This window comes from Nostoc sp. (assembly GCF_036919575.1).
In the GTDB taxonomy this organism is placed as follows: Bacteria; Cyanobacteriota; Cyanobacteriia; order Cyanobacteriales; family Nostocaceae; genus Nostoc.
In genome coordinates, this window is record NZ_JBALBY010000062.1 from 1 (window position 1) to 23,992 (window position 23,992).

Genomic DNA, 23,992 nt, shown 5'->3' on the forward strand with positions numbered 1-23,992 from the left:
AAAATAACTTACTTTCATAGTTGGAAGCATAATGTTGCCGCAGTTAATTGGAAGCATAAGCAAGCCATTCCGGCAATATTATCGTTCCACCGACAAGATAAGCATTTGAAGCTATCTTGCCCCTGGTGTCAGCTACGCTATATCTGCCCCTACTACAAAAAGGAAGCTACTTAAGCAACAAAAAGGTAAATGTATGGGATGTGGTTTAAATTTTATTGAAGGTGATTTATTGGAGATTGACCACATAAAACCCCTGAGTTGTGGAGGTAAAAAGGAATGGAACAATCTTCAATTACTGCACCGTCATTGCCACGATGTCAAAACTGCCACTGATGGTAGTCAGAAGTCCCTCCGTGACAATAGGGAAACACATTGAGTAGCCGTGTGAAGGGACAACTTTCATGCACGGTTTCGGATGGGAGGGGTGGAACAGTAATGTTCCCCTCGACCCTATCAAAGCAGCAAGTTTCGCAATAGGAATGGTTTCCAAGAAGTTGTAATGTAGCTGCTACCTGTTATTGATCCAGTAGTTCTACTGATTTCTGTGTTTCTAACAATAAATCATTGGTTTTTATTTTTAAGGAAAGCATAATAAATATATACTTATCTACCCTCTGGGTGTACTACTGGTAAATTTATAGTGATGCAAATTGCTTTATTACACACCAAGCTGCAAAAATTAGCAATTTGGAAAATACATGCTGACAAGTTAGTTTGTGACTTACCTTTTACCACAGTGGTAGGACACCTAGAGTTATGCTGTTGCCTAAGTTTAGATTATGCTAGGCTCCGCGTTAACGGTGTCTCTCTGTTAGAGAAGCTATCTTGGAAGAAGCGAATAGCACGCGGATACAATACGCTATGTGCGTGCTACGGTCAGGTTAATGCTAACGTACTTAGTGGACTTAGAGTATGATAACACTTGGTTCGTTGGTACGTTCCCGAAATAACAGCTTGGGCATAGGGAAGGTCATTGATATATCTGATACCCAGTCCAGTGTTGAATATTTTTACTCAGTTGGGCAACGCATAGAAAAAAGCTTACCCTTAAGTTCCCTGTATCAGTTTAAACTGGAGCGTCAAACTCGATGCTGTATTTACCTGGAGAGCCAAGAAGCATGGATTAACGGCAGAATTTACGAATGGGATGAGGAAGCTCATAAGTATCGCATTGACTTACCTGATAAAAAAACGATCGCAGTCAACGAACAACAAGTATACGTGCGTTGCAGTTTACCTCTAGCAGACCCCATCGAAACTCTGGCAATGAAGGGGCAAGAAACGCCCTATTTCCACGATAGACGCTTTGCTTTTGTTAAATGCTTAATTTTACAACGTGCTGTCAGTCGGGGAATGACGGGATTAATTTCCGCTAATATTAAGCTTTATTCACATCAAGTTGAAGTTGTCCGTCGTGTACTCGAAGACCCGATTCAACGATATTTATTAGCGGATGAAGTTGGACTGGGAAAAACCATCGAAGCTGGTGCTATTCTTCGTCAATATTTATTAGATGAACCTTCTGGACGTGCGGTAGTGCTAGTTCCGCAATATTTACTGGAACAATGGCAGCAGGAATTAGAAAATAAGTTTTATATCTCGCACTTTCTCAAGCGGGTAGCAGTGCTTGCGATTGAGGATATTCACAAAATCAACCCAAAAGCGAATATTGGCTTGCTAATTTTAGATGAAGCACACCACATTGCGGCAATGGCAACCTCTAACGATGCAGCAGTGCACCAGCGTTTTGAGACTTGCAAAAATATTGCTCATAAAAGCGATCGCCTGCTTCTACTCTCGGCTACCCCGGTTCTCAACCACGAGCAAGATTTTCTCGCCATGCTGCATCTACTCGATCCTGCAACCTATCAACTTGATGACTTAGCAGGTTTTCGTGATCGGGTAGTAAAACGCCAAGATATTGGTCGAATTCTCCTGTCATTTAAAGAAGGCGCAAACCCCTTTGTCCTGAAAACTAATCTCAAACAACTCCGCAACCTGTTTGCTGAAGATAACTATTTACTTGAATTGGCAGACAATCTAGAAAATAGTTTACAAGCAAAAGCTGGCGATATAGTTGAAATTGTCAGGGCAATTCGTATCCATATTAGCGATACCTACAGACTTCACAGAAGGATGCTTCGCAATCGTCGCGCTTCTGTAGAAGATGTAATCTTTGACCGTAATATTACACTGAGAACCGAGTACGATTTAGATGAGCGATCGCCTGACATCCATGAACTAATTGAAGAGTGGCGTGATGTAGCTCCTGATGACAAACAATATCACCACATTTTTCTATTGTTCTTCCGTGCTTCTGGTACTTGGCTGGGTATTTTAAAACAGGTAATTCAAGCACGTTTAAGTAGTGAGACAGCGCTGCGGGAGGGTTTCCCTCCGCAGGCGACTGCGAACCCGAAGGGTATATCCACTGCGGAATTAATTCAGGAGTTTGGCGCTGATAGTGTTCGCATCCTGACTGAAACTCCTAAATTTGCTGGGGAAGCAGAGATTTTGCAAAGCCTACTGCAAATTATAGAACAACCTTCAGAGGATGGCGATCGCCTTGAATTACTCAAGACAGTTATCCTCTATCAACTCTGCGAACCTTTAAAATTACAATCCTTGAAATTCAACCTCCCTAAATTGCTTGCAGAGGTTCAACAACGACTAAAAAGACCGATACCGGGAGACAGTCTGCCCAAAATTGTTATATTTACGAGCTTTGTGCAAACTTGCGCCGAAATTGTCCGTTACTTGAGCGATCGTTTTGGTAACGGGACTGTTGTCAGCCATCAAGTTGGACAAACTCCCTCTCAAGTAGAGGAGAACTTAAACCGATTTAAAAAAGATCCCAAATGCTTTATTTTAGTTTGCGACTCCTCCGGCGAAGAAGGTCGTAACTTACAATTTACCAACTACATGATATGTTTTGACTTGCCTTGGTCGCCAAATCGCCTAGAACAAAGAATTGGTAGGATAGACCGGATTGGTCGTCTATTGAAAGTTGAGTTTACAGTATTTGCTGGCGTAGACTTACCCGATAGTCTCCATGATGCATGGTATCGCTTATTAAAAGAAGGGTTTAATATCTTTAGACAATCTATTGCTAGTCTCCAATTTTATGTAGATGAAAAATTACCTGTATTAGCAGAAATATTGTTTAAATCTGGTGCAAATGGACTATTAGAAAGTATAGAAGTAATTCAAAAAGAAATTGAGCAGGAACAAGTCAAAATTAGCGAACAGAACGCCCTAGATGAAATTGATGCTCTGGATGAGAACGCTACCCAATATTTTCAAGCTTTAGACGATTATGATGCCCGTCATCAGGAAATCCAGCAAGTAACTGAAGATTGGATTTCTGATGCGTTGAGATTTCAACCAATCACTAATCCTAATTTATCGGCACTTAAGCGTTATAAACCTACCGGAAATACATTAATTCCAGCAAATGATTTGAGCAGCAATTTTGCAGGGGTTTTGGAAGAATTTGGGACTTTTAACCGTAGTATAGCAAATCAACAGCCTGGGGTGAAACTCTACCGCATTGGTGAAAAATTTGTAGACGCACTATCATCTTATATTCATTGGGACGATCGGGGTCAAGCTTTTGCTATGTGGCGAGTTGAAGAAACTTGGGATTCTGGGGAAGGTGAAGAGTGGTATGGTTTCCGATTTAATTACGTTATTGAAACAAATTTAACGAATTCCACAGGAAATACCACAAAAGATAAAACTTTGCAAAGACGCGTAGATGGGTTATTCGCTCCAATTGTAGAAAGTGTATTTATTGATGCACGATATGAACCAATGTGTGCTGTTGAAGATGAAACACTATTAAATATCTTGCAACGTCCTTATAAAGGCAAAGGGAGTAAATGCCGAGATTACAACTTAGCCAAAAGTCGTTTATCTATTCTTGATAATTTTATTGAGTCTAGCAGGTGGCAAGAATTTTGCTATCAGGCGCGTGACACATCTTTAGAATTACTCAGTCAGCGTCCCGAATTTATTTCATTATGTGAAAATAGCGCCATCCGTGCTGAACAAAAGTTAGGTAAGAGACTAGACCAATTGCGCTTGCGTCTCAACCGACTTACTAACCAAGAGTGTATTTCTAATAAGGTACTGGAGCAAGAACTCAATAACGAAACGGCATTAAGCCAAGTAATTATCGAAGGAATTTGTCATCCTAGCATTCGTCTTGATTCTGTTGGTTTTATTATCGTTTCTGGGCGACCTCCAGCTAAATCTGAGGAGGATGATTTATGATTGACTCATTCTCAGAACTTCGGGAAATTCTCAAAACAGGTAAAATTCCTGAAGATATTAGCCATGTTTCAGAACCTTGTCATCGGCGCTTGTTGGATGCGCTGCGAAACTCGCCTGGGTCTGGGGATATTGTTAGTCTGGTGCGTCATGTGTTGCGGCGCGAGGATACAAAACAGGGTGGAAGTTCTCCAATTTATCTCCAAATACCTCGGAAACCGCCTTTTCTCGATAGCAGTATTTGGGAGGAGGCTAGCATAACCGTATGGGGTGAAGATAAAGAACACTATCTCATCAGCGCCCGTCCTTGGCAACCGGAATGGCTTAACCTTGCTGACGAATATCCGCCAGATGCACCCTTATTTAATGAAAAACCTCGACGGAATTATGAACCAGTTTCCGGCGACCCGTTTTTGCAATTAATGAAGTTAGATAAATACAGCAATATCGGACAACGTGAAGCAATTCGTGCAGTTTTGACTGCTCCTGATAGTTCAACTTTAATCATTAACTTACCTACGGGTGCGGGAAAAAGCCTTTGCGCTCAACTACCTGCATTGCTCAACTCCAGAAACAATAATGGTGTCAGCGTGGTAGTTGTTCCGACTACAGCATTGGCTATTGACCAACAACGGGCATTAAAACCTTTTGTACACCATGCCACAGCTTATTATAGCGATGATTCTGTAGAGGGTAAAGAAAGAAGAGAAGGGATACGCGATCGCATTCGCGCCGGAACCCAAAGGATAATTTTTACCTCTCCTGAAAGTTTAATGGATTCTCTGGCACCTGCTCTGTATGAAGCAGCCAAGCGTGGAATATTAAGGTATTTTATTATCGATGAAGCGCACATGGTAGAGCAATGGGGTGATGATTTTCGTCCCGCATTTCAAGAAATTCCTGGTTTGCGAAGAGATTTATTGCGTCTTAATTCTTTCACAACTTTATTGCTAACAGCAACTTTAACAGAATCTTGTTTAGATACCCTCGAAACATTATTTGGGAAAGATTTACAAGTTATATCTGCTGTACAGTTGCGACCAGAGCCTGCTTATTGGTTTAAGCGATGTGAGAGTGAAGAAGTTAGAAAACAAAGGCTACTTGAGGTAGTCTATCATCTTCCCCGTCCGTTAATTATTTACGGAACTAAAGTTAAAGATGTCGAGGATTGGAAACGAGAATTAACCCGCGCTGGATTTAAAAGATGTGACCTGATGACAGGTAAATCTACTCCTCAGCAACGGGAGCAACTAATTGAAAAATGGCGGGAAGGAAAGATTGATATAGTTGTTGCTACTTCTGCCTTTGGATTAGGTATTGACCAATCAGATGTCAGGGCAGTAATTCACGTTTGTATTCCCGAAACCATTGACCGTTTCTATCAAGAAGTTGGACGGGGAGGAAGGGATGGAAAAGCATGTATGTCGCTAACATTATATACAACTGAGGACTTCGGAATTGCTCGTGGTTTAAACGAAAAATCGACAATTACTATCGAGAGAGGATTGCAGCGTTGGCAAAGTATGTTTGCGAAAAAACAAGCCCTAAAAGACGGTAAATATCGCGTGCCTATTAATAATCCTCCCTCTTTACTAGAAACAGATATTGATATGCGAAGTGACCAAAACAGGGCTTGGAATATCCGCACTTTAACGTTGATGAACCGAGCAAATCTAATTGAAATCGACTCAGAAGAACCTCCGCAGAAAAAAAACTCTGAATCAGAATCTGAACAAGCTTGGGAAGATTATAGAAATTCTCGCAGCATTCGTATCCGCAATGAATGCCATTTAGAAAAATTTATTTGGGAATCTGAAGTTGAACCAGTACGCCAGGAACGTCAAAACTGGAGTTATAAAAATCTGCAACTAATGAAAGAGGCTTTAAAAGCTAAACGTTGTATTTCAGAAATATTTGTGGAAGCGTATAGCATCCCCTCACGTCACACTCCAGAAACCAGAAATTCTGTGATAGTTTCTCGTGCTTGTGGAGGTTGTCCTGTTTGTAGAAAAAATGGAGTCACACCTTTTCCGGGAATAATGCCTGCTTCTAGACCTGTATGGCAAAAACCTAATTTTATTCCAGGTCAAGAAATGCAAAGGGTGCTTGCAGGTGAAAAAATTCTGCTTATTTTTTATGATTCACTGGAACAATTAAATAAGTTGTCAAGAGGTCGAAAATTGTTTAAGTGGTTAATAGAACAGGGTATGAGGAATATTGTAATTTCTCCAGAATATAATCATTTTTTGAAAGAAAGTAGTAGAATACATAACTCATTTATTTTTATATTTGATAGTTACGAACCTGTGCTAATGCCACGAATACCCACTCTGATTTTTCATCCTCCAGGAACACCTCTACCTGCAAAATATTTATCTAATTACAGTACATCAAGCACAACGCGCATCATTTTACTTCCTATAAATACACCAGACCCAGAGAGAGAAGACCGACTATTAATTAATATTTTTTCAGGCAGATATTTTAAATTTGATGTATTGTGTACCGAGGTTAGTATATGAGTGTTTTAAAAACAGGTTTGGCTCATCCCAGTAGAATGCGGGGAATATTTAGATATTTACTTCATGCTCAAGGACAAAGGGAAAATAGAGACGTATTAGAAAGAATATTATCTCCTGATAAATTAGTTGAACATTTACCAGAAAATAAGGAGATATTAAAAGGGAAAAAAACATTACGTCCTATGTTCACTGATACGCTGAACAAAAGTATTGAGTGTGGGCTTTTAGTTAAAGAAGATAAAGAAATTGCAATTAATTCAAACTTACCAGAGGATGCAAGAAATCCTAAACTAGGTGACAAACTATTACCTGATACTCTAAGTTATTTATTTTTTACCTGTGATAACCAATATGAAGAAGACTTTGGTCGAGTGTGTGCTTGGTATTTAGCACAAGATATTTATGATGCACCTGGAAATGGAAAAGAAGTAGAAAATCTGGTTAGCGAACAAAAAGTAGGCGATTTTTTAAAAATGTCAAGTGAGCGTCTTTTTGTTCAAATGGATGACTGGATGCGCTATCTGGGTTTTGCATGGGGTCATACTTTGGGAGGAAAAACAGTAACAGTTCCCGACCCGACAGCTTATATTAAACGAAATCTCAAGCTTTTGTTTAATGGGGAACAAGAAATTACAATCCAAGACTTTATTAACAGATTAGCCAAACAATGTCCTTTATTTGAAACCGGAAAGTTTCGAGAAGAGGTAGAAGCACAAATTAGCACACGCGAAACTAATTTTCTTTCTACAAGTACAGCTTTTGCCTTATTTCGACTTCACGATGAGGATGAGATTCAGCTTGATAGACAATCTGATTCAGCCTTTATGATTTTACCAAAAGTCAATAACCAAGTTGATAATGATGGGCGAATTTCTCACATTATTTGGAAAGGAGAAAAATCATGACTTTTCAAAAGTTTGTCTGTTGGAAGCTGGATATGATTCGTCAGGTGATGAATGTGGAAGCAACCCAAACTGCAAATCATTTGTTTCTAGCTACACATCATCCGATTGCAATGTATCGTCAGGACTCTATTAAGGCGTTATCACAAAAAGAATATGATGAAGCACAGTTTCTCAAAGATTTTTTAGGTGAAAACGATTTTGCCTTTGTACCTGTTTTGGGTGAGACGGGTACTGGAAAATCTCACTTGATTCGTTGGTTACAAGCTAATATAAAATCAACCAATAAACGGAAGGTGCTGCTAATTCCCAGAATTAGGACAAATTTAAAAGATATAATTGAAAAGATTTTAAATGTTGCAGAATTTGAGGTAGATAAATTAGATGAGTATCGGAAACGTTTAAATCAATCGAGCCGTACTTTCACAGATATGGCTGCAAGAGAACAATTATTAAATAATTTAGCTTTGCAAGTTGGCATTAACGGACAACATACACGGGCTAAACTTGCTGATAAAGAGACTCAGGACTATCTGATAAAATATTTACCTGCTTTGCTATATGATGATTTTTTTCGAGGATTTTTATTAAGAGATAGAGAAATTATTCATCGGTTGGTAATTCATACATTGGGATATCAAGATACTATTGAAGATATTAACGAACGCCGCGAGTTTTCTATCGAAGATTTGCAACTTAATATTTTATACATTCAAAAAGCTGGAGAAAAGGCACGAGAATTTTATAGTTTATTAATAAATGATGAGGATATACAAAAGCAAACTGTAATTTGGTTAAACTCTCATTTAGATGAAGCCATCACCCAAGTTTTAAATTTCGGGCGAGAAGACTTGCAGCAATTAATGCGCGAAGTTCGTGAGACATTAGCAGAAAAAAATATTGAATTAGTACTTTTAATTGAAGATTTTGCTAAATTGCAAGGTATTGATAGAGAAGTATTGGAAGCAGTTTTAGCAAGACCTCAGCAAGCTGAAAATAAGCCATTATGTGCTATGCGTACAGCCTTAGCTTGTACTACAGGTTATTTTGAAAATTTGATTGATACAGTGCAACAGCGCGTTACCTTCAGCGTCAATCTTAATATTGATACAGTTGGTGAGCAATCTTTAATTACTCAGGATGATATTCAAGTATTTGTTGCTAGATATCTGAATGCTGTTCGCTTAAAGGAACAAGATATTGAAAACTGGGCTAATTCTCAAAATAGAGATGAAATAGAAAGTGCTTGTAGCGAATGCGAACATTCCCAAGCTTGTCATACAGGATTTGGTCATGTTCAGGGAATGGGTCTTTATCCTTTCAATTCTAAAGCTTTAGAACAGATGTTTAGTAGAGTAAATCCAGATGAATTTAACCCCAGAATTTTGATTAGAGATGTGTTGAAATACACTTTAGAAAATTCTATTGATGATATTGAAAATGGGCGTTTCCCTTCAGTTGCTTTAGGAAAACACTTTGGTAACATGAGATTGAGTGCTGAAGTTAGGTTAAATATCCAAGCTAAAGACGCGCAAAATATCAAGCGTCGTGAGGTGTTTTTAGACCTGTGGGATGATAGTAATGAGCTTTGCAATTTGTCGCCAGAAGTTCATACTGCTTTTAATTTACCTCTGCTTGATGTCAAGACTAAACCGAGACAAATTCAGCAGGTTACACCCCAAACTCGTCAAGTAACACTAGATCCTTCAGGGGAATATAAGATTGATACTTTAGTCCAAGAGATTCCAGAAATGCTGATAAAAAAGCTGGAAATTCTCGACAGTTGGAACAATCAAGAAATTTTACCAGATGCGATCGCTAAAGATATCCGTGAGTTGCTTTTCCCCGCTATCATCGAAAAAATTGAATGGGATACTGAAATGCTGCTGAAAGGTAGTTTCTTCGGTACTGGTGGTAAGTTGGTTCAGCAGCGAAATCTCATTTTCTATAACCCTAAAGTCAAGAGAGGGACTTATTCTGGGGTTATTTTATCGCTTCCCCTCAACCCAGATGATGATAAGGAATTTACAGAAACCGCATACGTATTTCAAGGTATATTAAAATACAATCAATATAAGCACTGGAAGTTTGAAAATGGCGATCGCTATTTTCGGATGTACGCAAAGTATCTAGAACGTTGGAGTCAGTACGTCGTCGAAAAAATTCGCCTTTATCCCCGCGAATCTGGTGAACCTTGGAACCCCGTACCTGCTGCGGTGGAATTACTAGCGATTAGCGCCACGATGGCAGGGTATCCTACTAATACGCTCGAAAATTTGATTAATTCTTTGTTTATCGACTTAGATAAAAACGATGATACAACTCGTGCATCTAGTTGGAAAAAGCTGTTTGATACCTTTAGTCTCAAGAGAAACCGAGAAGCATTATTAGATATTGTTAAAAGTCGCATTGCTTGTACAAAAGGTAGTAATTCAACGTTTCAAATTATTGATGCAATTCAAATTATTGAACCTCTAGAAAAAGTGCGTAAATCTTGGCAACCTCAAGAGCAAATTCCTGAAGATGTCCGCGATAAGTTTCCAGAGTTGCAAAAAGTACGTCAACAAGTCGATGAACTGCTAGAGAAAGCTATTCAAGAAGAGTACGAACGACAGTTAGATATCTATCAGCGTCTAATATCCGAATTGGGAGAAGATGTTAAGAAAAAGGATGTTGTTAATGCTCTCAACGCTGCAATGGAAGCAGCAGAAGATGCAGGCGTATTTCGTGCTAAAAAAGACTTAATGATAACTGTGTTAGAACAATTTAGGCGCACATCAATTAATCCTTACAGAGATACAATGAAGCGCCTACAAACTCAGAAAGAAAACTCAGAAACTAATATGGGTAAATTACTTCAGTATTTGAGTGAAGATTATCAAACAGTCATTACTGATTCTTCAGATTTTCTTAAGAACACAAATAATTTTCTGGATGCTTCGATTCTTGAAGCAAAAAGTCGTATTGCAGAATTAGAAAAATCTGATGCTGCAACAGTAGAATCTAGTTATCAAGAAATTTGTGAGGGGTTAGCTAACTTACGGAATCTCATGAATGAAATTAAAGGGGACACAAAATGCTCTTAGAAAAATCACAGGAACTAGTCGATTTATCTCAACGTAAAAAATCTCTGCAAAGTTTTGCAGCTAATCTTCAAATTATTCAAGATAGAAAAAATAAAGTCAATGATACAATTGCTGCTATTCAGCCGCTAGCGGAAGCATTACAAGCTTTTCGACAAAGAGGTATGATAGATATCGATTTGGCTAATAAAACAGATAAAATATTGAATTTGATTCTCAATATAGAGGAGAATTTAAGTAATAATGAATGGATTTTTGATATTAACAATACTGAAATTAATAATTTAAAGTCCGATGCTGAAAGACTAAAAAATACGCTAGAACAGCAATTGAGTAAATATTGGCAAAGGTATCGCGATCAAAAAATGCCTAGCACTAACAATGAAATACTCAATTTGCTGGCTAAAGTAGAAGCTTTTAAACAAACAGTTCTACAAATTCAGGATATAGAGAAATATTTAAAAAACATCCGTTATCCTAAAAATAATGCTGATTTTGCAATATGTGAACTTAAAATAGAACAATTAAAATATTCTTGGAAGAGTCTCAAGTCTGATGATTTTCCAGAAGCTGTATCGCATTTCCTCCAAGCAGTATCTGAGCAAGGAGCGCCTTTAAATCTTTTAACTCCAGAAGTTCAAGATTGGATTAATCAACATGGTATTTCTGATTCTTTAAAAATTCGCTTGATTTAAAATAAAGTAAGGGCAGAGCAAGGGTGACTACCAACTGGGATAAAATAATTCGAGAATTTTTAGATAAGTTGGAACGCCAGGAAGTCCAACTTTTGACGTGGGGAATTATTGATGGGGGATTTTCTGAAGATGAAATTGCAGAACTTGCGGAAGATTTTCTAAATACTTGTGAGATTGAGGAGGATGTTTGGGATTTTTTAGATCAAATTATTGATCGCAAATTGTTATTTGAATTCAACCTCAGAGGCGATCGCCTTTTCCGCACCAGGATGGCGGAAGGGGTGAGATTATTTGCCCGTCTCCGCCAACTCTTTCCGAATAATAGTTGGCAAACATCTCCTACCTTAGTTGCTGATTATCGCTTACAAATCCGTCCGAGAATTTATCCAAAAAGGTATATTACACCTGAAACAGTAATTGAACAGCTAGAGGCAGATAAACTATTAACTCCAATACGAAAAAAAGCTGTTGCAGCTATACTAAATTCGCCATTGCGTGGTGAGGTTCAACTTGCAGATTTTCAGCTACGTGCTACAAGCCGGATGCTGCGGGATTTAAACAGCACGAAAAGTCGCGGGATGATTGTCTGTGCTGGGACAGGAACGGGGAAGACTTTATCTTTTTACTTACCAGCACTGGCGCATATTGCAGGGTTGTTGAAAAAGAATGAGTATTGGAGTAAAGGACTAGCAATTTATCCCCGTAACGAACTTCTCAAAGACCAGTTTTCTGAAACCTATCAAGAAGCACGTCGTCTTGATGCTGTCCTCAAGGCAGAAGGTAAGCGTAAAATTCTTATTGGTGCATTTTTTGGCTTAACTCCCAGAAGCGCAACTTTGGATCGGGTACAGGAGAAATGGGAAGCTGAAAGTGGTGGGTTTACTTGTCCTTACCTGCGGTGTCCCAGATGTGAGGGTGCGCTATCTTGGCGACGGGCTGATTTAGAAGCAGGTAAAGAACAACTTTCTTGTCTCAAGCTATCTTGCGGTGCTGTTATCCAAGAAGATGAAGTAATTTTAACACGCGATCGCATGACGAAAACTCCCCCAGACTTGGTTTTTACCAGCACAGAAATGCTTAATCGGTCTATGGGAGACTCCCGTTACGGTCATATATTCGGCATTGCAACTGCGAAAAAGCCTCAGATAGTTTTGCTTGATGAGGTACATACTTACACGGGTATTCACGGGGCACAGGTTGCTTACCTGTTGCGACGTTGGCAGAAAATAATTGCCACAAAAGTCCAATTTACGGGTCTTTCGGCAACATTAGAAAGTGCAGCAGAGTTTTTTAGCCAACTTATAGGCTTAAATCCTGGTTCTATCGAGGAAGTTTCCCCCGGCGAAAATCAAGTTGCGGAAGGCACGGAATATCAATTAGTTCTCAGAGGCGACCCCGTATCTGGAACGAGTTTACTGTCTACAACGATACTAACTTCGATGCTGCTACGGCGCATCCTTGATCCATCTGAAGACCCTCCCAGTCAAGGGTTCTATGGTTCCCGTGTTTTTGCTTTTACTGACGATTTAGATGTTACCAACCGCTTATTCCATAACCTTTTGGATGCCGAAGGATGCGACAGTTGGGGTCGTCCTCTGCGGGGAAGACAGCCATTTGCAGCATTGCGATCGCATAGTGCATCTGAGGGGAGCGAACGCTTGGTTGCTGGGCAATCTTGGCTTTTATGTGAAGAAATTGGTCATGGGTTGGAATTGCCTTTAAGTATTGGCCGCACTAGTTCCCAAGATACTGGAGTTACCCCAAATAGCGATGTAATTGTTGCTACTGCATCCCTGGAAGTGGGATTCAATGACCCAGAGGTTGGAGGTGTAATTCAGCACAAATCACCGCGAGATATGGCTTCATTTCTCCAAAGAAAAGGACGTGCTGGACGACGGCGAATTATGCGACCTTGGACAGTGGTGGTGCTTTCTGACTACGGACGCGATCGCATTGTCTATCAAGGCTATGATATGTTATTTAACCCAGTTTTAGAAAAGCGATCGCTCCCCATCCAAAACCGCTATGTTATTCGCACATCTGCGGTTTTCGCTTTTATGGATTGGGTGGGACACCAGTTAGCAGCAATCAAAGGAAGTGTTTGGTATGATTTTGCCAGCCCATCTGAATACGCAAAAAAACGCCAGCAATTAGAAATAGAACTAATTGAAAAGATTCTCGAAACAGAAACAGGACAACTCGAATTGGCAGCATATCTGCAATCAGCCTTGAATTTGAGCAAAGATGAGGTCGAAGCTATTCTCTGGGAAGCCCCAAGGTCATTGATGATGGTGGTACTTCCCACTTTGCTGCGGCGTTTAAAGTCTAATTGGTATCGCTTTTCAGTACATCTAAATGAATCAAACCAAGATTATCAAACCAACGACCCCTTACCCGATTTCGTTCCCCCCAGTTTATTTAGCGACTTGCTCTTACCAGAAGTAAAGATTACGACACCTCCCCAATTGCGTAATAGCCAGCCAGATATTAACCTCATGCCCATTATTCAAGCACTGAAAACCTTTACACCAGGCAGGGCTAGTCGTCGCTTTGGAGTCCAACACATCCATGCAACTCACTGGATTGCTCCCCCGAATTGGCAAGAAAGAGAACAAAGTTTACCAATAGAAGACTACTGTACTGAATTTGAAGAAGCCGGAATTTTTCAACTTTGGCAAAATGGAGAAATTGTAGATATTCGCTGCATTCGTCCTTGGGCAATCAATCTTACACAAGTTCCTGCCAGCATTTCCGTTCGTTCTAATGCCCAATTAGAATGGTGCAGTCAAATAATTCCTCCCGACTCCGGTATTAAACTCGAATTACCCCAAGGTTCCTCGTGGTGCAAAATTATTACAGAAGTTTGCTGCTTTACCCACATCCAACAATCGCCTCTTGAAGTGCGGCGGTTTGCGATCGCCTCCCATGCTAACATCCGTTTTCAAAAAGGTGACGAACTCGATACGACAATTCGCTTCACCCAAAGACAAGATGGTAGTCCAGCAGCTGTAGGATTTGCCCAATCTGTTGATGGTCTAGTATTTCGCTTTTGTATTCCGCCTAATTTCAGCATCAGTCCCAGCGATTCTAATCCAGAGAAGATTTGGGCGTTTCGCACGGCATATTTCCGATATCGGGTATTGACAGATACCAGATTGTGTGAATTAACAAATGTCTTTCAACGAGAGTGGCTTTATCAAATATATATATCGATGCTTACCGCCCGCGCCTTGGCAGACCAAATCTCCCTACCTGAAGCTTTTGAGGCGCTTTTGGGTGAAAATATGGGTCAAGAAATGGCAAGGGTTCTGGACAATATCTTTCAAAGCTTGAACGTCGAAGAAACTCTACTGGAAGAAGGGGAATCTGCACCGGAACAAATTCAGGGACGGCAGAGGGTACATGATAGGTTGCTGGCACTTGCCAACGCAGACATCATCCAAACTATATTAAATGACCTTGCACCGATTCTCTGGTCAGAACCTGATGAAGAGTGGCACTCTTGGGCAGCATTACGTTTTAAAGCGACCTTGGGAGGGGCGCTGCTGGATGCTTGCGGGCAATTGTGCCCCCACTTTGATTTGGGCGACCTGATTTTAGATATTGATCCTGGCCCGCGTCCACTAGATGCACCTGCTATTTCAGAGGGGGTGGAGGAAATCTGGATAACTGAGTCTACCATTGGTGGCGGCGGGGTGATTGAGGAAATCTTACGGCGTTATGCTGCTGATCCGGCGAATTTTTTCCGATTGGCGGGGAGTGCGTTGTCACCTGCGGATTTTGAGATTGTGGATTCGGAACTGACGCGGTTATTGGAGTTAACCCAAACCAGTGCAGATGTTGCCGATGCAATGGCTGATGTGCGGTTAGCCGAAGGACATGGTGAATTAAAACAAGCAAGCGATCGCCTCCGTAAAGTCCTGTCTTCTCAAGGTATTTTGGTAACGCATCCGGTGATGACTGCAATAAACGCACGGGTTTTGCGTCCTGGAAGTACCCCGGAAACCGATAAACTACTGCTGGATTTGATTCGTTTGTGGCATCAAGAAGAAGCGCGTTTAGGTATTGAAATTGATGCGCGGGTGTTTGCCTATGTCGCCAGCAACGATGACCAGTTGGATCAGGCATTGTTGCATCTTGGTTTAGTGCAGCCTAATCCCTATTGGCGGTTTCAAGTGATTTATGGGCTGTTGTGGGCGAGGGGAAATATTATTCGTTCTCGCGCCTTATCTTCCTATAATCCTTTTGTTGTGATTGCCGATGCTGATAGAGAAATTTTACTGGATGTTTTGCAAGTGGGCGATCGTACAGTTTGGCTGAATGAACCCAACTGGCGAGAACAGGTGGAGGAAGCGTTTAAGCAAGGTGCATCGGTTTCGCTGATAGCGCCTCCTGATGCGAGAGGAGATTTAAAGTCAGCTATTTTGAGTTTGGCAGTGGAACCGATGGAACTTGGGTTTTTGCAGGTTTATCCATTGGTGGAGGGGGTGCAGAGGTATCCGCGAGGGTTTGGGGTGAGGCTACGAGTCAGGGAGCTAGTGCAGTAAAGTTAACATTTTTTAAACAAAAGTTTAAAAATATCTTGATTTTGGGGTATATTTAAAACAAGTGTTTAAAAGTTAAACTAAAATTTAAACAAAATATAGCTGTATTTCGATGGAGTATAAAACTTTTTATGGCTAGTGGATTTACTAGACAAGAAACCATCGCTCTGACTGGCATAAGCTCTGGCAGACTAAGCTATTTAGACAGAACGGAGTTGGTAGTGCCAGAAAAGTTTGGTAATCCTCAGCACCCTAAAGTCGTTTATAAGTGGCAGCAAATTCTAGAAATAAAAACTATTGAAAGTTTAAGACAGAAGCTTTCATTACAAGAAATTAGAAAAGTTTTATATTTTTTAAAATTCAGAGATTATGAATATTCTTTTTTTAAGCATCGTCTTGTTTTTGTTAATTCACAACTTTATTTAATTGAAGATATGCAAGACTTCGGTTTGATGATTTTAGAAACATCTGGAAAAAATCAGGGGCAAGTTGTAATTCATGAAATTGGAGAAATAGGAGATGTGATTACAGAATTAGCAATAGAAGCAGAGAAACATCATGTTTTAGATTTTGATAAACGGACAGGAATAGTTTTGAAGGGGTAAGAGAAATACAGACAAGAATCACAAGGAGAAACCAGTAATGAGTTCTAATATAGCTGTAAATGAAATATACCAGCGAGTAATGGAGCATACTGGCTTCTATCATGATGGTGTGCCAACTACAGGAGTTACAGAAGCGGAAGATATTCGCAATAACAATGAATATTTATATAAGTGCATTAAATATAGTGCTGTAATTAATCCTGAGCAAATTAACGCTACAGCAATCTATGAATTATCTGGTTCACCTTGTATTTATTTCACTCAATTAAATGAACCTAACCCTAGAGAGTTAGCTAAACTACATAAACTGTCTTGGAATCATGGTTCAGCCCCAATGCTGTGGGTAATTACACCTGAGCAGGTATTACTTTATAACTGTTATTCTCAACCCACAAAACAAGATGAAAATGATCCAAACCGACATTTAATCGAGAGCTTTGAAACTACTGAAAGTGACTTGAACCGCATGAATCAATTCGCTAGTCGTCTGCAAATTGAATCAGGTGAGTTTTGGCAAAAGGTAGAAGCAAAGCAAATTGATCGTCAGCAAAGAGTAGATTCAGTTCTTGTAAAAGATTTGAATCAGGCTGAAGAGAAATTAACAAAAGAAAAAAAATTAGAGCGTCAATTTGCTCACGCTCTTTTAATACGTTCTGTTTTTGTTGCTTATCTGCAAGATAGAGATATCTTAAATCAAGAATTTTTCTCTAGCCGCTTTGGAGTAGATTCATTTAATGAACTCCTAAATGATAAACTAGCTACTTATGAGTTATTTGAGTGGTTGCAAACGATTTTTAATGGGGATTTATTTCCTGTTTCAATAAAAGAAAGAGATGCTGTAGCCAAAAAACATCTTGAAGTTGCACAAAGTTTAATAGGTGGTGTAGAAGAAATAGGAACAGGTCAACAACGTCTATGGCGAGCTTATGATTTCAAAGTTATACCCATAGAATTGATTAGTTCAATTTATGAAAGTTTTATTTATGCTACTGATTCAAAATCAGCAAAAGAAAATAGTACACATTATACACCTATAAATTTAGTTGATTTGGTACTTTCTGAAGTATTTAAAGAACTTGATGGCGATGCTAAAGTTCTAGATTTAGCTTGTGGTTCAGGTGTATTTTTAGTTGAATCTCTGCGGAGATTAGTTGTTAAACGCTGGACTAATGGAGAATCACAAACTCGCCATCTAATTCGTGAAACTCTTTACAATCAAATTTATGGTGTAGATATTAATCCAGAAGCAGTTCAGATTGCGGCTTTTAGTCTTTACCTTACTGCTTTGGAATTAGATTATGAATTAGAGCAACATCGTCAATTAGCAGATGATTTAAAATTTCAAAAGCTAATAGGTAATAATTTATTTGCCAGTGACGCATTTGATGAAACAGCAGAATTTAATCAAATAGAACAATTTACACATAAACAATTTAGTGCAATCGTTGGTAATCCACCTTGGACAAAACCTAAATCAAATAAATCAGCAGAACAATATTGTGAGCGTAAGCGTCCTGATTCAGGTTATCCAGACGGATATCCTACAGCTTATGGTACACCTCCAGACCAAGCATTTTTATGGCGTATTGGCGACTTTGCTAATAATAAAACTTGCATTGGTTTAATTTTGCATGGCAAGCCTTTTTTCAGTAATGACACAGCAGCTACAAAAGCAAAAGAATCTTTGTTGATGAGGTTTAAACCAAAAGTTATTGTTAATTTATCCAAACTGCGTAGAGAGCATATATTTCCTAATTCTGAAGCTCCAGCCATGATTTTAATAGCAGAAGGTAAATATTCAGAACAGAGAGATTCTTTTTACTTTGTATGTCCAGAACGTTCTATAGATTTTCGACGACATGGCATTGTTGAAATTGGAGCAGAGCATATTAAAAAACTTCCGGTTTTTAGTACAGCATTAGAATCAAATATGCTAAAAATTGCTACTTGGGGTAGTGCTAGAGATATGTGCCTGATCCAAAAATTAGCAGATTTTACAAACATTAAACAAATTGCAGGAAATCCACCTAAGAATGGATTTAACTATGGAAATAAGCAAGAAATCCCACAAGAATTGATGAATAAAAAATGTCTGCCTTCTAGCAAAATGCCCAGATATCAAATTGATGTAGATAAACTAGATTTCCCACCTGCAACAATGGAGTCTCCAAGGGATTCGCAAATTTATAAAGCTCCATTGGTTATAATCTCACTAAGTGTTGATGGAAATGATGCCTTTTCTGCTTTTAGTCAAGAAGATGTTGTTTACACACAAAGATATTCAGGTATTTCTTTTGCAAAAGATCAAGTCAGTTTAGCTCATTACTTGAATGGTGTTATCAATTCATCAATTATAAGTTACTTTTTATTCTTCACAGCTTCATCATGGGGTATTGAGCGTAATGAAATAAAAACACAAGACTTAGGAATACTTCCTGTTCCTAAGCCAAATGAAGAAAACGAAAGATTTATTACTCAAATTATTGAAATAGAAGGTAGATTGCGTGAATCTCCCAGCCAATCTGTTGAGAAAGATTTGAAGAAACAACTTGATGAAGCTGTATTTAATCTCTACGGTTTAGATGATAAAGAACGTATTTTAGTTGAAGATACTACGCAAATCACGATTGATTTGTATATGAATCGTGAGAAATCTACAGCATTAAGAAGACCTAAAACTGCTGATTTAGAAGCGTATTCTATACAATTGATGAGTGTTATTAAACCCTTTTTTCAGACACTTAACGAAAGAAGTATAGTTGCTGATATATTTAGTATTCCTAAAACACCATTACAGGTGGTTAAATTTAGCATAGTACCATATCCAGGTCGTGAGTCAGTTATACAAACTGTTCAAGCTGAAGATTTGGTAACTGTGCTGAAAAGCATTGCGGAACAACTACCGCCAAAACTGGCTGACCGCGTTTTCACCCGCCGTAATACCAGAATTTATAACGGCGAATACTTGTATATTATTAAACCTGCTCAACTGCGCTACTGGAGTCGTTCTGCTGGGTTGAATGATGCTGATACTGTTTTAGCTGAACATTTAAGGAATCGTTAAATTATGTTGCCATTGGATGATTCAGGTGCTGTTGGACAACCATCATTTATTCAGCGATATGACATTATTGCAACAGTCCTTGATCTCATTCAAGCAGCTTGGATTAAAGTATGTCAAAAACCAGAGATTAATACCCAAAGTGACGAAGATACTATTGCTGGAGCCTTACATAATGAGATGTGGGCTGAAAAGGAACGCCGGGGTATAAATGGGCCGCCAATAATTGATAATGAAGCAGCAACAAGACGTTCTGACAAGAGCTTTAAGCCAGATGGTTTTATTGATTTTAAAATGATTTATTCATGGGAACGTGAAGATTATTTTGGTATTGAGTGTAAGCGAGTCAGCAGTACAAAACCAGATAGAAATTTAGCAACAAAATATGTTTTAGAGGGTGTAAAAAGATTTGTTGTAGAAACTTACAGTATAGGTCATGACTATGCAGCCATGCTAGGTTTTGTGATTGATGGTAAGGTTATTGAGTGTATTGATTTGATTTGCGATCGCCTTAATAAATATAAAAATGAGATATCTTTGAAAGAAGATTGGGTTGACGAGCCAGGTTTTGGAACAACACAAAATATATATCGTACTCGTCATATTCAAGACGGTCAAAATGATTTAATGACGATTCTCCATTTATTTCTCGTAGTTAATTAGATTTTTATCCTTTGCATAGAATAATTTAAGCGTGGTATCATCACACTCCTCCACAACACTATAATCCACACCGTTATAATCATCGATTAATTGAGGCACAATAGAACCAAAGACACTGTGAACACACAATGACTACTCAATTGATGGTTCAACCCTCATCCTTAATATCATCTGGTATAAGGATGAGCGAATTCGGTGATATTTATCTTTTTAAATTTACCGATGAGCTACAGTCTCGCTTTGAAGAACTGTTGCAGAAGAAAAAAGCTGATGCGCTCACTCCTGAAGAAGAAGCTGAATATGTAGGCATTTCCGAACTTGAGCGAATATTTACCTTGATTAACGCTCAACTAGCAGCCAAAAGTAAATGGTGTCCGAACAAACTCGAAGACTTGTAAGAAAACGAGCTGAATATCTCTGCGAATACTGTCACTCTCCAGAATACTTGAGTCCAGACCGTTTTACCATTGATCATATCATGCCGCAGTCTTTGGGTGGCTCTGATGAACTCGATAATTTGGCATTAGCTTGTCATCGCTGTAATGAGCGTCACTATAATTTTACAGTAGGTACTGATCCCAAAACTCAAAAACAAGTCCCTCTATTTCATCCCCGTCAGCAAAAATGGTCTGAGCATTTTATTTGGACACAAGACGGGACAAAAATTGTCGGTACAACTCCTACAGGGAGAGCTACTAGCGATCGCTTTGACTTCAACGATCAACGTCGTGATGAGCCTTCCATTCAAGTTGCTCGTCGTTTTTGGGTAGAAGCGGGTTGGCATCCACCCCAGTCAGATCCACGTCAAGAATAAAATTAAATGCCTTCCCGCTATATTCACTCCCGCCTAAGTTCCCGCCAAATCCCTGACTTACTCCAAACAATCTTCGTCGCCGAACTTATCACCCCCAGCCAATGCGTGTGGCTTGTTTCCCCGTGGATATCTGACATTCCTGTTATCGATAACACCGCCAACACCTTCCTATGCTTAGAACCCTCATGGAGTCGTTCCCGCATTCGCCTCTCCCAAGTCCTCGCCACCCTAGCCGAACGGGGAACGACTGTACACATTGCTACCCGTCCCGACTCTCACAACCACAGATTTATTGAACAAATCAAAGGCAAAACTGATTATCAGGACGTTCCCGTGCGATTCCACATTACCGAAGAACTCCACGCAAAAGGTATCCTGGGAGATGGGTATTATCTTGCAGGTTCGATGAACTTCACCTACAACGGCATTACAGTCAATGAGGAAGTTGTAACTTATGAAACATCCTCAGAAGCGATCGCTGAACAACAGTTGATTTTTACTAACCGATGGGGAGGGGCGTAATACTAATTCGTAATTTAAAAAGTCGTCGTTGCTGAATCATGGAATTAAATTTTATGTATTGAAATCTAAAACTCCCTATTCTCTCTGCGCCTCTGCGTGTTAGCGAAGCGGGGCGTAGCCCGATAATTCTTCCGCATTTATGCAACGCCAATATGTGATATTCAAAAGAGATGACTAATGCTAGCAATGCAGATATCCGCCACTTCCTAGAGCAGTTTTTTGGCACTGACAACAAATTTGACTTGGGGCAGATTGAACGTGGCGAAGGAAAACAAGCCAAAATCCGTCCTTGGGTCGAGTTGTTGACCAAAGGCGAACCTCAGCCAACAATTCTTCCCTGCTGGCGTTCCGAGAGTGTAGATTGGTACGCCATCGCCCTTTCGGAACGCCAATTACGCCGTTTGAGTGAAGAATTAATGGCGTTTGTTGGCCCCACATATTCGACATTTCGCGGACAAAGAGCGCAACTAAACCCGCAAGACCCTATAGAATTAGCAGTTTACAAATTTACTGGAGGTGCTGCGGTCAAACTGTGCGGAGAGGCGACGGATGTTTGGGAAGCACTAGAACGGATGCGCCGGGTGAGTGAGAGACGGGTGAAACGGGTCGCAGATATTCCCCGTCCCACAGGTCGGGTACTGCGGGACTTTTATATGGCATTGCAAGCAGGCGATCGCATTGCTGCGGAAAACTCACTACAATACCTTGTAGACCAGCATCGCCTGGATGCGCTGAATCTGCTGTTTCTGCGCGTGCAACTCTTGGCGGAACTAGAGCAATGGAATGAGTTGCTTACCCTCCCGGAACTGGGCAATCTTTTGCAGGTTCGCCGACCCTTCGCCGTTACCCAAGCCTTACTTAGGGCAGTGTACCTCACTGAACTACAACATTTTGAGGACAATAACGCCCCAGGCAGTGCTGTAGCTTATTTCCAAGAAGTAGTTTTTCCCCGTTACAACAATCTTTTTGCTGTCCGTGCAGGTAGTAAAATCCCAGAAGTATTGAAATTATTTATGCTGCTGGCGGTGGGTGGAGAACCAACGAAACCTGCACTTCGGGACGAACTGCTGGCAATTGGGGAAGTTGAAGAAACTCACCGTAGCTATTTGCATCTCTTAGCTGCACTGCTAAAAGATGCTACCCCGGATAGCGAAGGCGACCCCCTGCAACAAGCCGAACAGCTATCCAAAAACGGAGACTTTGATCAAGCATTTTCATTGCTTTGTAATGCTCCGTCGTCGAAAGAGAAAGTTCGCTTGCTCCTTCAATGCGCCTACGAGTTGCAAACTTTGGCAGTGGAAAAAGCTGCATTGCAAGCCTTTGACGAGTTGACTGCTGACGAGCAAACAGCCTTGCTGAAGGTACGTTGGAACCAAGATTTTCTTACTCAACTGCGGGGAAGCCAGGAAGGTACAACAAAAGACACCCCAACAGCTTTATCTGTCCCAACGAATTGGCTGGAGTGGTTATCGCAACTTGACAAAAAGCCAAGCTGGGAACGAGCGTTATACACTGCACGCCAGGGTTCTGCCGAGTGGGATGTCACCACCTTGCTGATGCAACCACAGGCGGTGGCAGAATTTGACGAATTGTTAAGTAAAGTAGGCTCAACAGCTGAGTCTGTCCTGCACGATGCGCTTCCTTACTTGCTGGGATTTTTTCAGAAAGATGAGCAATTTCCCCGTGGCGAGTTCGAGAGCCTTTATTATTCATTGCTAGAACTGCTAGTCCTGAGTACAGAGGGTGGGGATATTGATTTGGTTTTGTTTAATGATTTAGCGATCGCTATTTTAACTTTGGGAGTTAATACAGCAAAATATACAGAGATTGTAGACTATGCTTTGGAGCTTTGGGACAGGTTCGCCTCACCCAAAAAAGTTGATTGGATGCTTGATTTAATTGATGTACTAATATCATATCCCTGCCCAGTCCTAGAAAAGCGCGAACAACTTCTATTTGCTACGGCTGAAACTCTACGCCGTTTTACAGAACGTATTGATGAAGTGCAAAGGGGAATCTTTCGCGCTTTGGTAAAAGATTTACACTTAGGAGAATCGTTTCCAGATTTGCTTGACGAACCAGCGAGTTTAGTCGAGCAAAATCTGGAAGTTGAGGTGAATATTTTCCAAAAACTCAAGAGTAAATCTGTTCTTATTTACACTCTCACAGAAACCGCAGCAATCAGAGTAAAAAGTATTTTAGAAGCAGCTTGTAACTGGAGTTTAGACTAAGCCATGCAAAATGACCCAGCAGGGCTGAGTTAATCAGAGACTTAGTAAAATTATCAATAATCTTGAGTATTAAACTGC

The 23,992-nt window shown here is 40.0% G+C and carries 15 protein-coding genes; all 15 read left to right on the top strand.

Features of this window, described 5'->3' with window-relative positions; translation table 11 throughout:
• Positions 1–193 precede the first annotated feature (193 nt).
• The 15 genes from V7K27_RS16560 (at position 194) to dpdD (ending at position 23,914) form a co-directional block, all read left to right on the top strand.
• Positions 194–376: an HNH endonuclease gene (locus V7K27_RS16560; RefSeq protein ID WP_334949028.1), complete on the top strand. Its 183-nt coding sequence runs from the start codon at positions 194–196 to the stop codon at positions 374–376.
• 267 nt (positions 377–643) lie between these two features.
• Positions 644–916 carry a hypothetical protein gene (locus V7K27_RS16565; RefSeq protein ID WP_334949030.1) on the top strand — a complete coding sequence of 91 codons (273 nt, stop codon included), beginning with the start codon at positions 644–646 and terminating at the stop codon, positions 914–916.
• Positions 913–4,275, top strand: coding sequence for a protein DpdE (gene dpdE, locus V7K27_RS16570; RefSeq protein WP_334949032.1), 3,363 nt, complete (start codon positions 913–915; stop codon positions 4,273–4,275). Before V7K27_RS16565 ends, dpdE begins: the two co-directional genes overlap by 4 nt.
• Positions 4,272–6,794 (top strand): protein DpdF, encoded by a 2,523-nt coding sequence (dpdF, locus tag V7K27_RS16575; RefSeq protein WP_334949034.1) that lies wholly within the window; start codon positions 4,272–4,274, stop codon positions 6,792–6,794. The genes dpdE and dpdF overlap by 4 nt, the downstream gene beginning before the upstream one ends.
• Complete coding sequence (dpdG, locus tag V7K27_RS16580) at positions 6,791–7,699, top strand: protein DpdG (protein WP_334949036.1); 909 nt, start codon at positions 6,791–6,793, stop codon at positions 7,697–7,699. The genes dpdF and dpdG overlap by 4 nt, the downstream gene beginning before the upstream one ends.
• A complete protein-coding gene (dpdH, locus tag V7K27_RS16585) occupies positions 7,696–10,782 on the top strand; it encodes a protein DpdH (protein ID WP_334949038.1) in 3,087 nt (1,028 codons plus the stop codon). Before dpdG ends, dpdH begins: the two co-directional genes overlap by 4 nt.
• Positions 10,773–11,474: a hypothetical protein gene (locus V7K27_RS16590; RefSeq protein ID WP_334949040.1), complete on the top strand. Its 702-nt coding sequence runs from the start codon at positions 10,773–10,775 to the stop codon at positions 11,472–11,474. Before dpdH ends, V7K27_RS16590 begins: the two co-directional genes overlap by 10 nt.
• Before the next feature lie 23 nt (positions 11,475–11,497).
• Positions 11,498–16,021 (top strand): protein DpdJ, encoded by a 4,524-nt coding sequence (gene dpdJ / locus V7K27_RS16595; protein WP_334949042.1) that lies wholly within the window; start codon positions 11,498–11,500, stop codon positions 16,019–16,021.
• A gap of 128 nt (positions 16,022–16,149) precedes the next feature.
• A complete protein-coding gene (locus tag V7K27_RS16600) occupies positions 16,150–16,623 on the top strand; it encodes a hypothetical protein (RefSeq protein WP_104900798.1) in 474 nt (157 codons plus the stop codon).
• A gap of 37 nt (positions 16,624–16,660) precedes the next feature.
• The gene (locus V7K27_RS16605) at positions 16,661–19,687 is read left to right on the top strand and encodes an HsdM family class I SAM-dependent methyltransferase (protein WP_334949044.1); all 3,027 of its coding nucleotides are present in this window, start codon (positions 16,661–16,663) and stop codon (positions 19,685–19,687) included.
• A gap of 3 nt (positions 19,688–19,690) precedes the next feature.
• Positions 19,691–20,347 (top strand): hypothetical protein, encoded by a 657-nt coding sequence (locus tag V7K27_RS16610; protein ID WP_334949046.1) that lies wholly within the window; start codon positions 19,691–19,693, stop codon positions 20,345–20,347.
• A 128-nt stretch (positions 20,348–20,475) separates the two neighbouring features.
• Entirely contained in the window at positions 20,476–20,745 is a 270-nt protein-coding gene (locus V7K27_RS16615; RefSeq protein WP_251957688.1) for a hypothetical protein, read from the top strand.
• Positions 20,715–21,161: an HNH endonuclease gene (locus V7K27_RS16620; RefSeq protein ID WP_334949048.1), complete on the top strand. Its 447-nt coding sequence runs from the start codon at positions 20,715–20,717 to the stop codon at positions 21,159–21,161. The genes V7K27_RS16615 and V7K27_RS16620 overlap by 31 nt, the downstream gene beginning before the upstream one ends.
• 6 nt (positions 21,162–21,167) lie before the next feature.
• On the top strand, positions 21,168–21,683 hold the full coding sequence (gene dpdK / locus V7K27_RS16625) for a phospholipase D-like domain-containing protein DpdK (RefSeq protein WP_334949050.1): 516 nt from the start codon (positions 21,168–21,170) through the stop codon (positions 21,681–21,683).
• A gap of 170 nt (positions 21,684–21,853) precedes the next feature.
• Complete coding sequence (gene dpdD / locus V7K27_RS16630) at positions 21,854–23,914, top strand: protein DpdD (RefSeq protein WP_334949052.1); 2,061 nt, start codon at positions 21,854–21,856, stop codon at positions 23,912–23,914.
• The last annotated feature ends 78 nt before the right edge of the window (positions 23,915–23,992 follow it).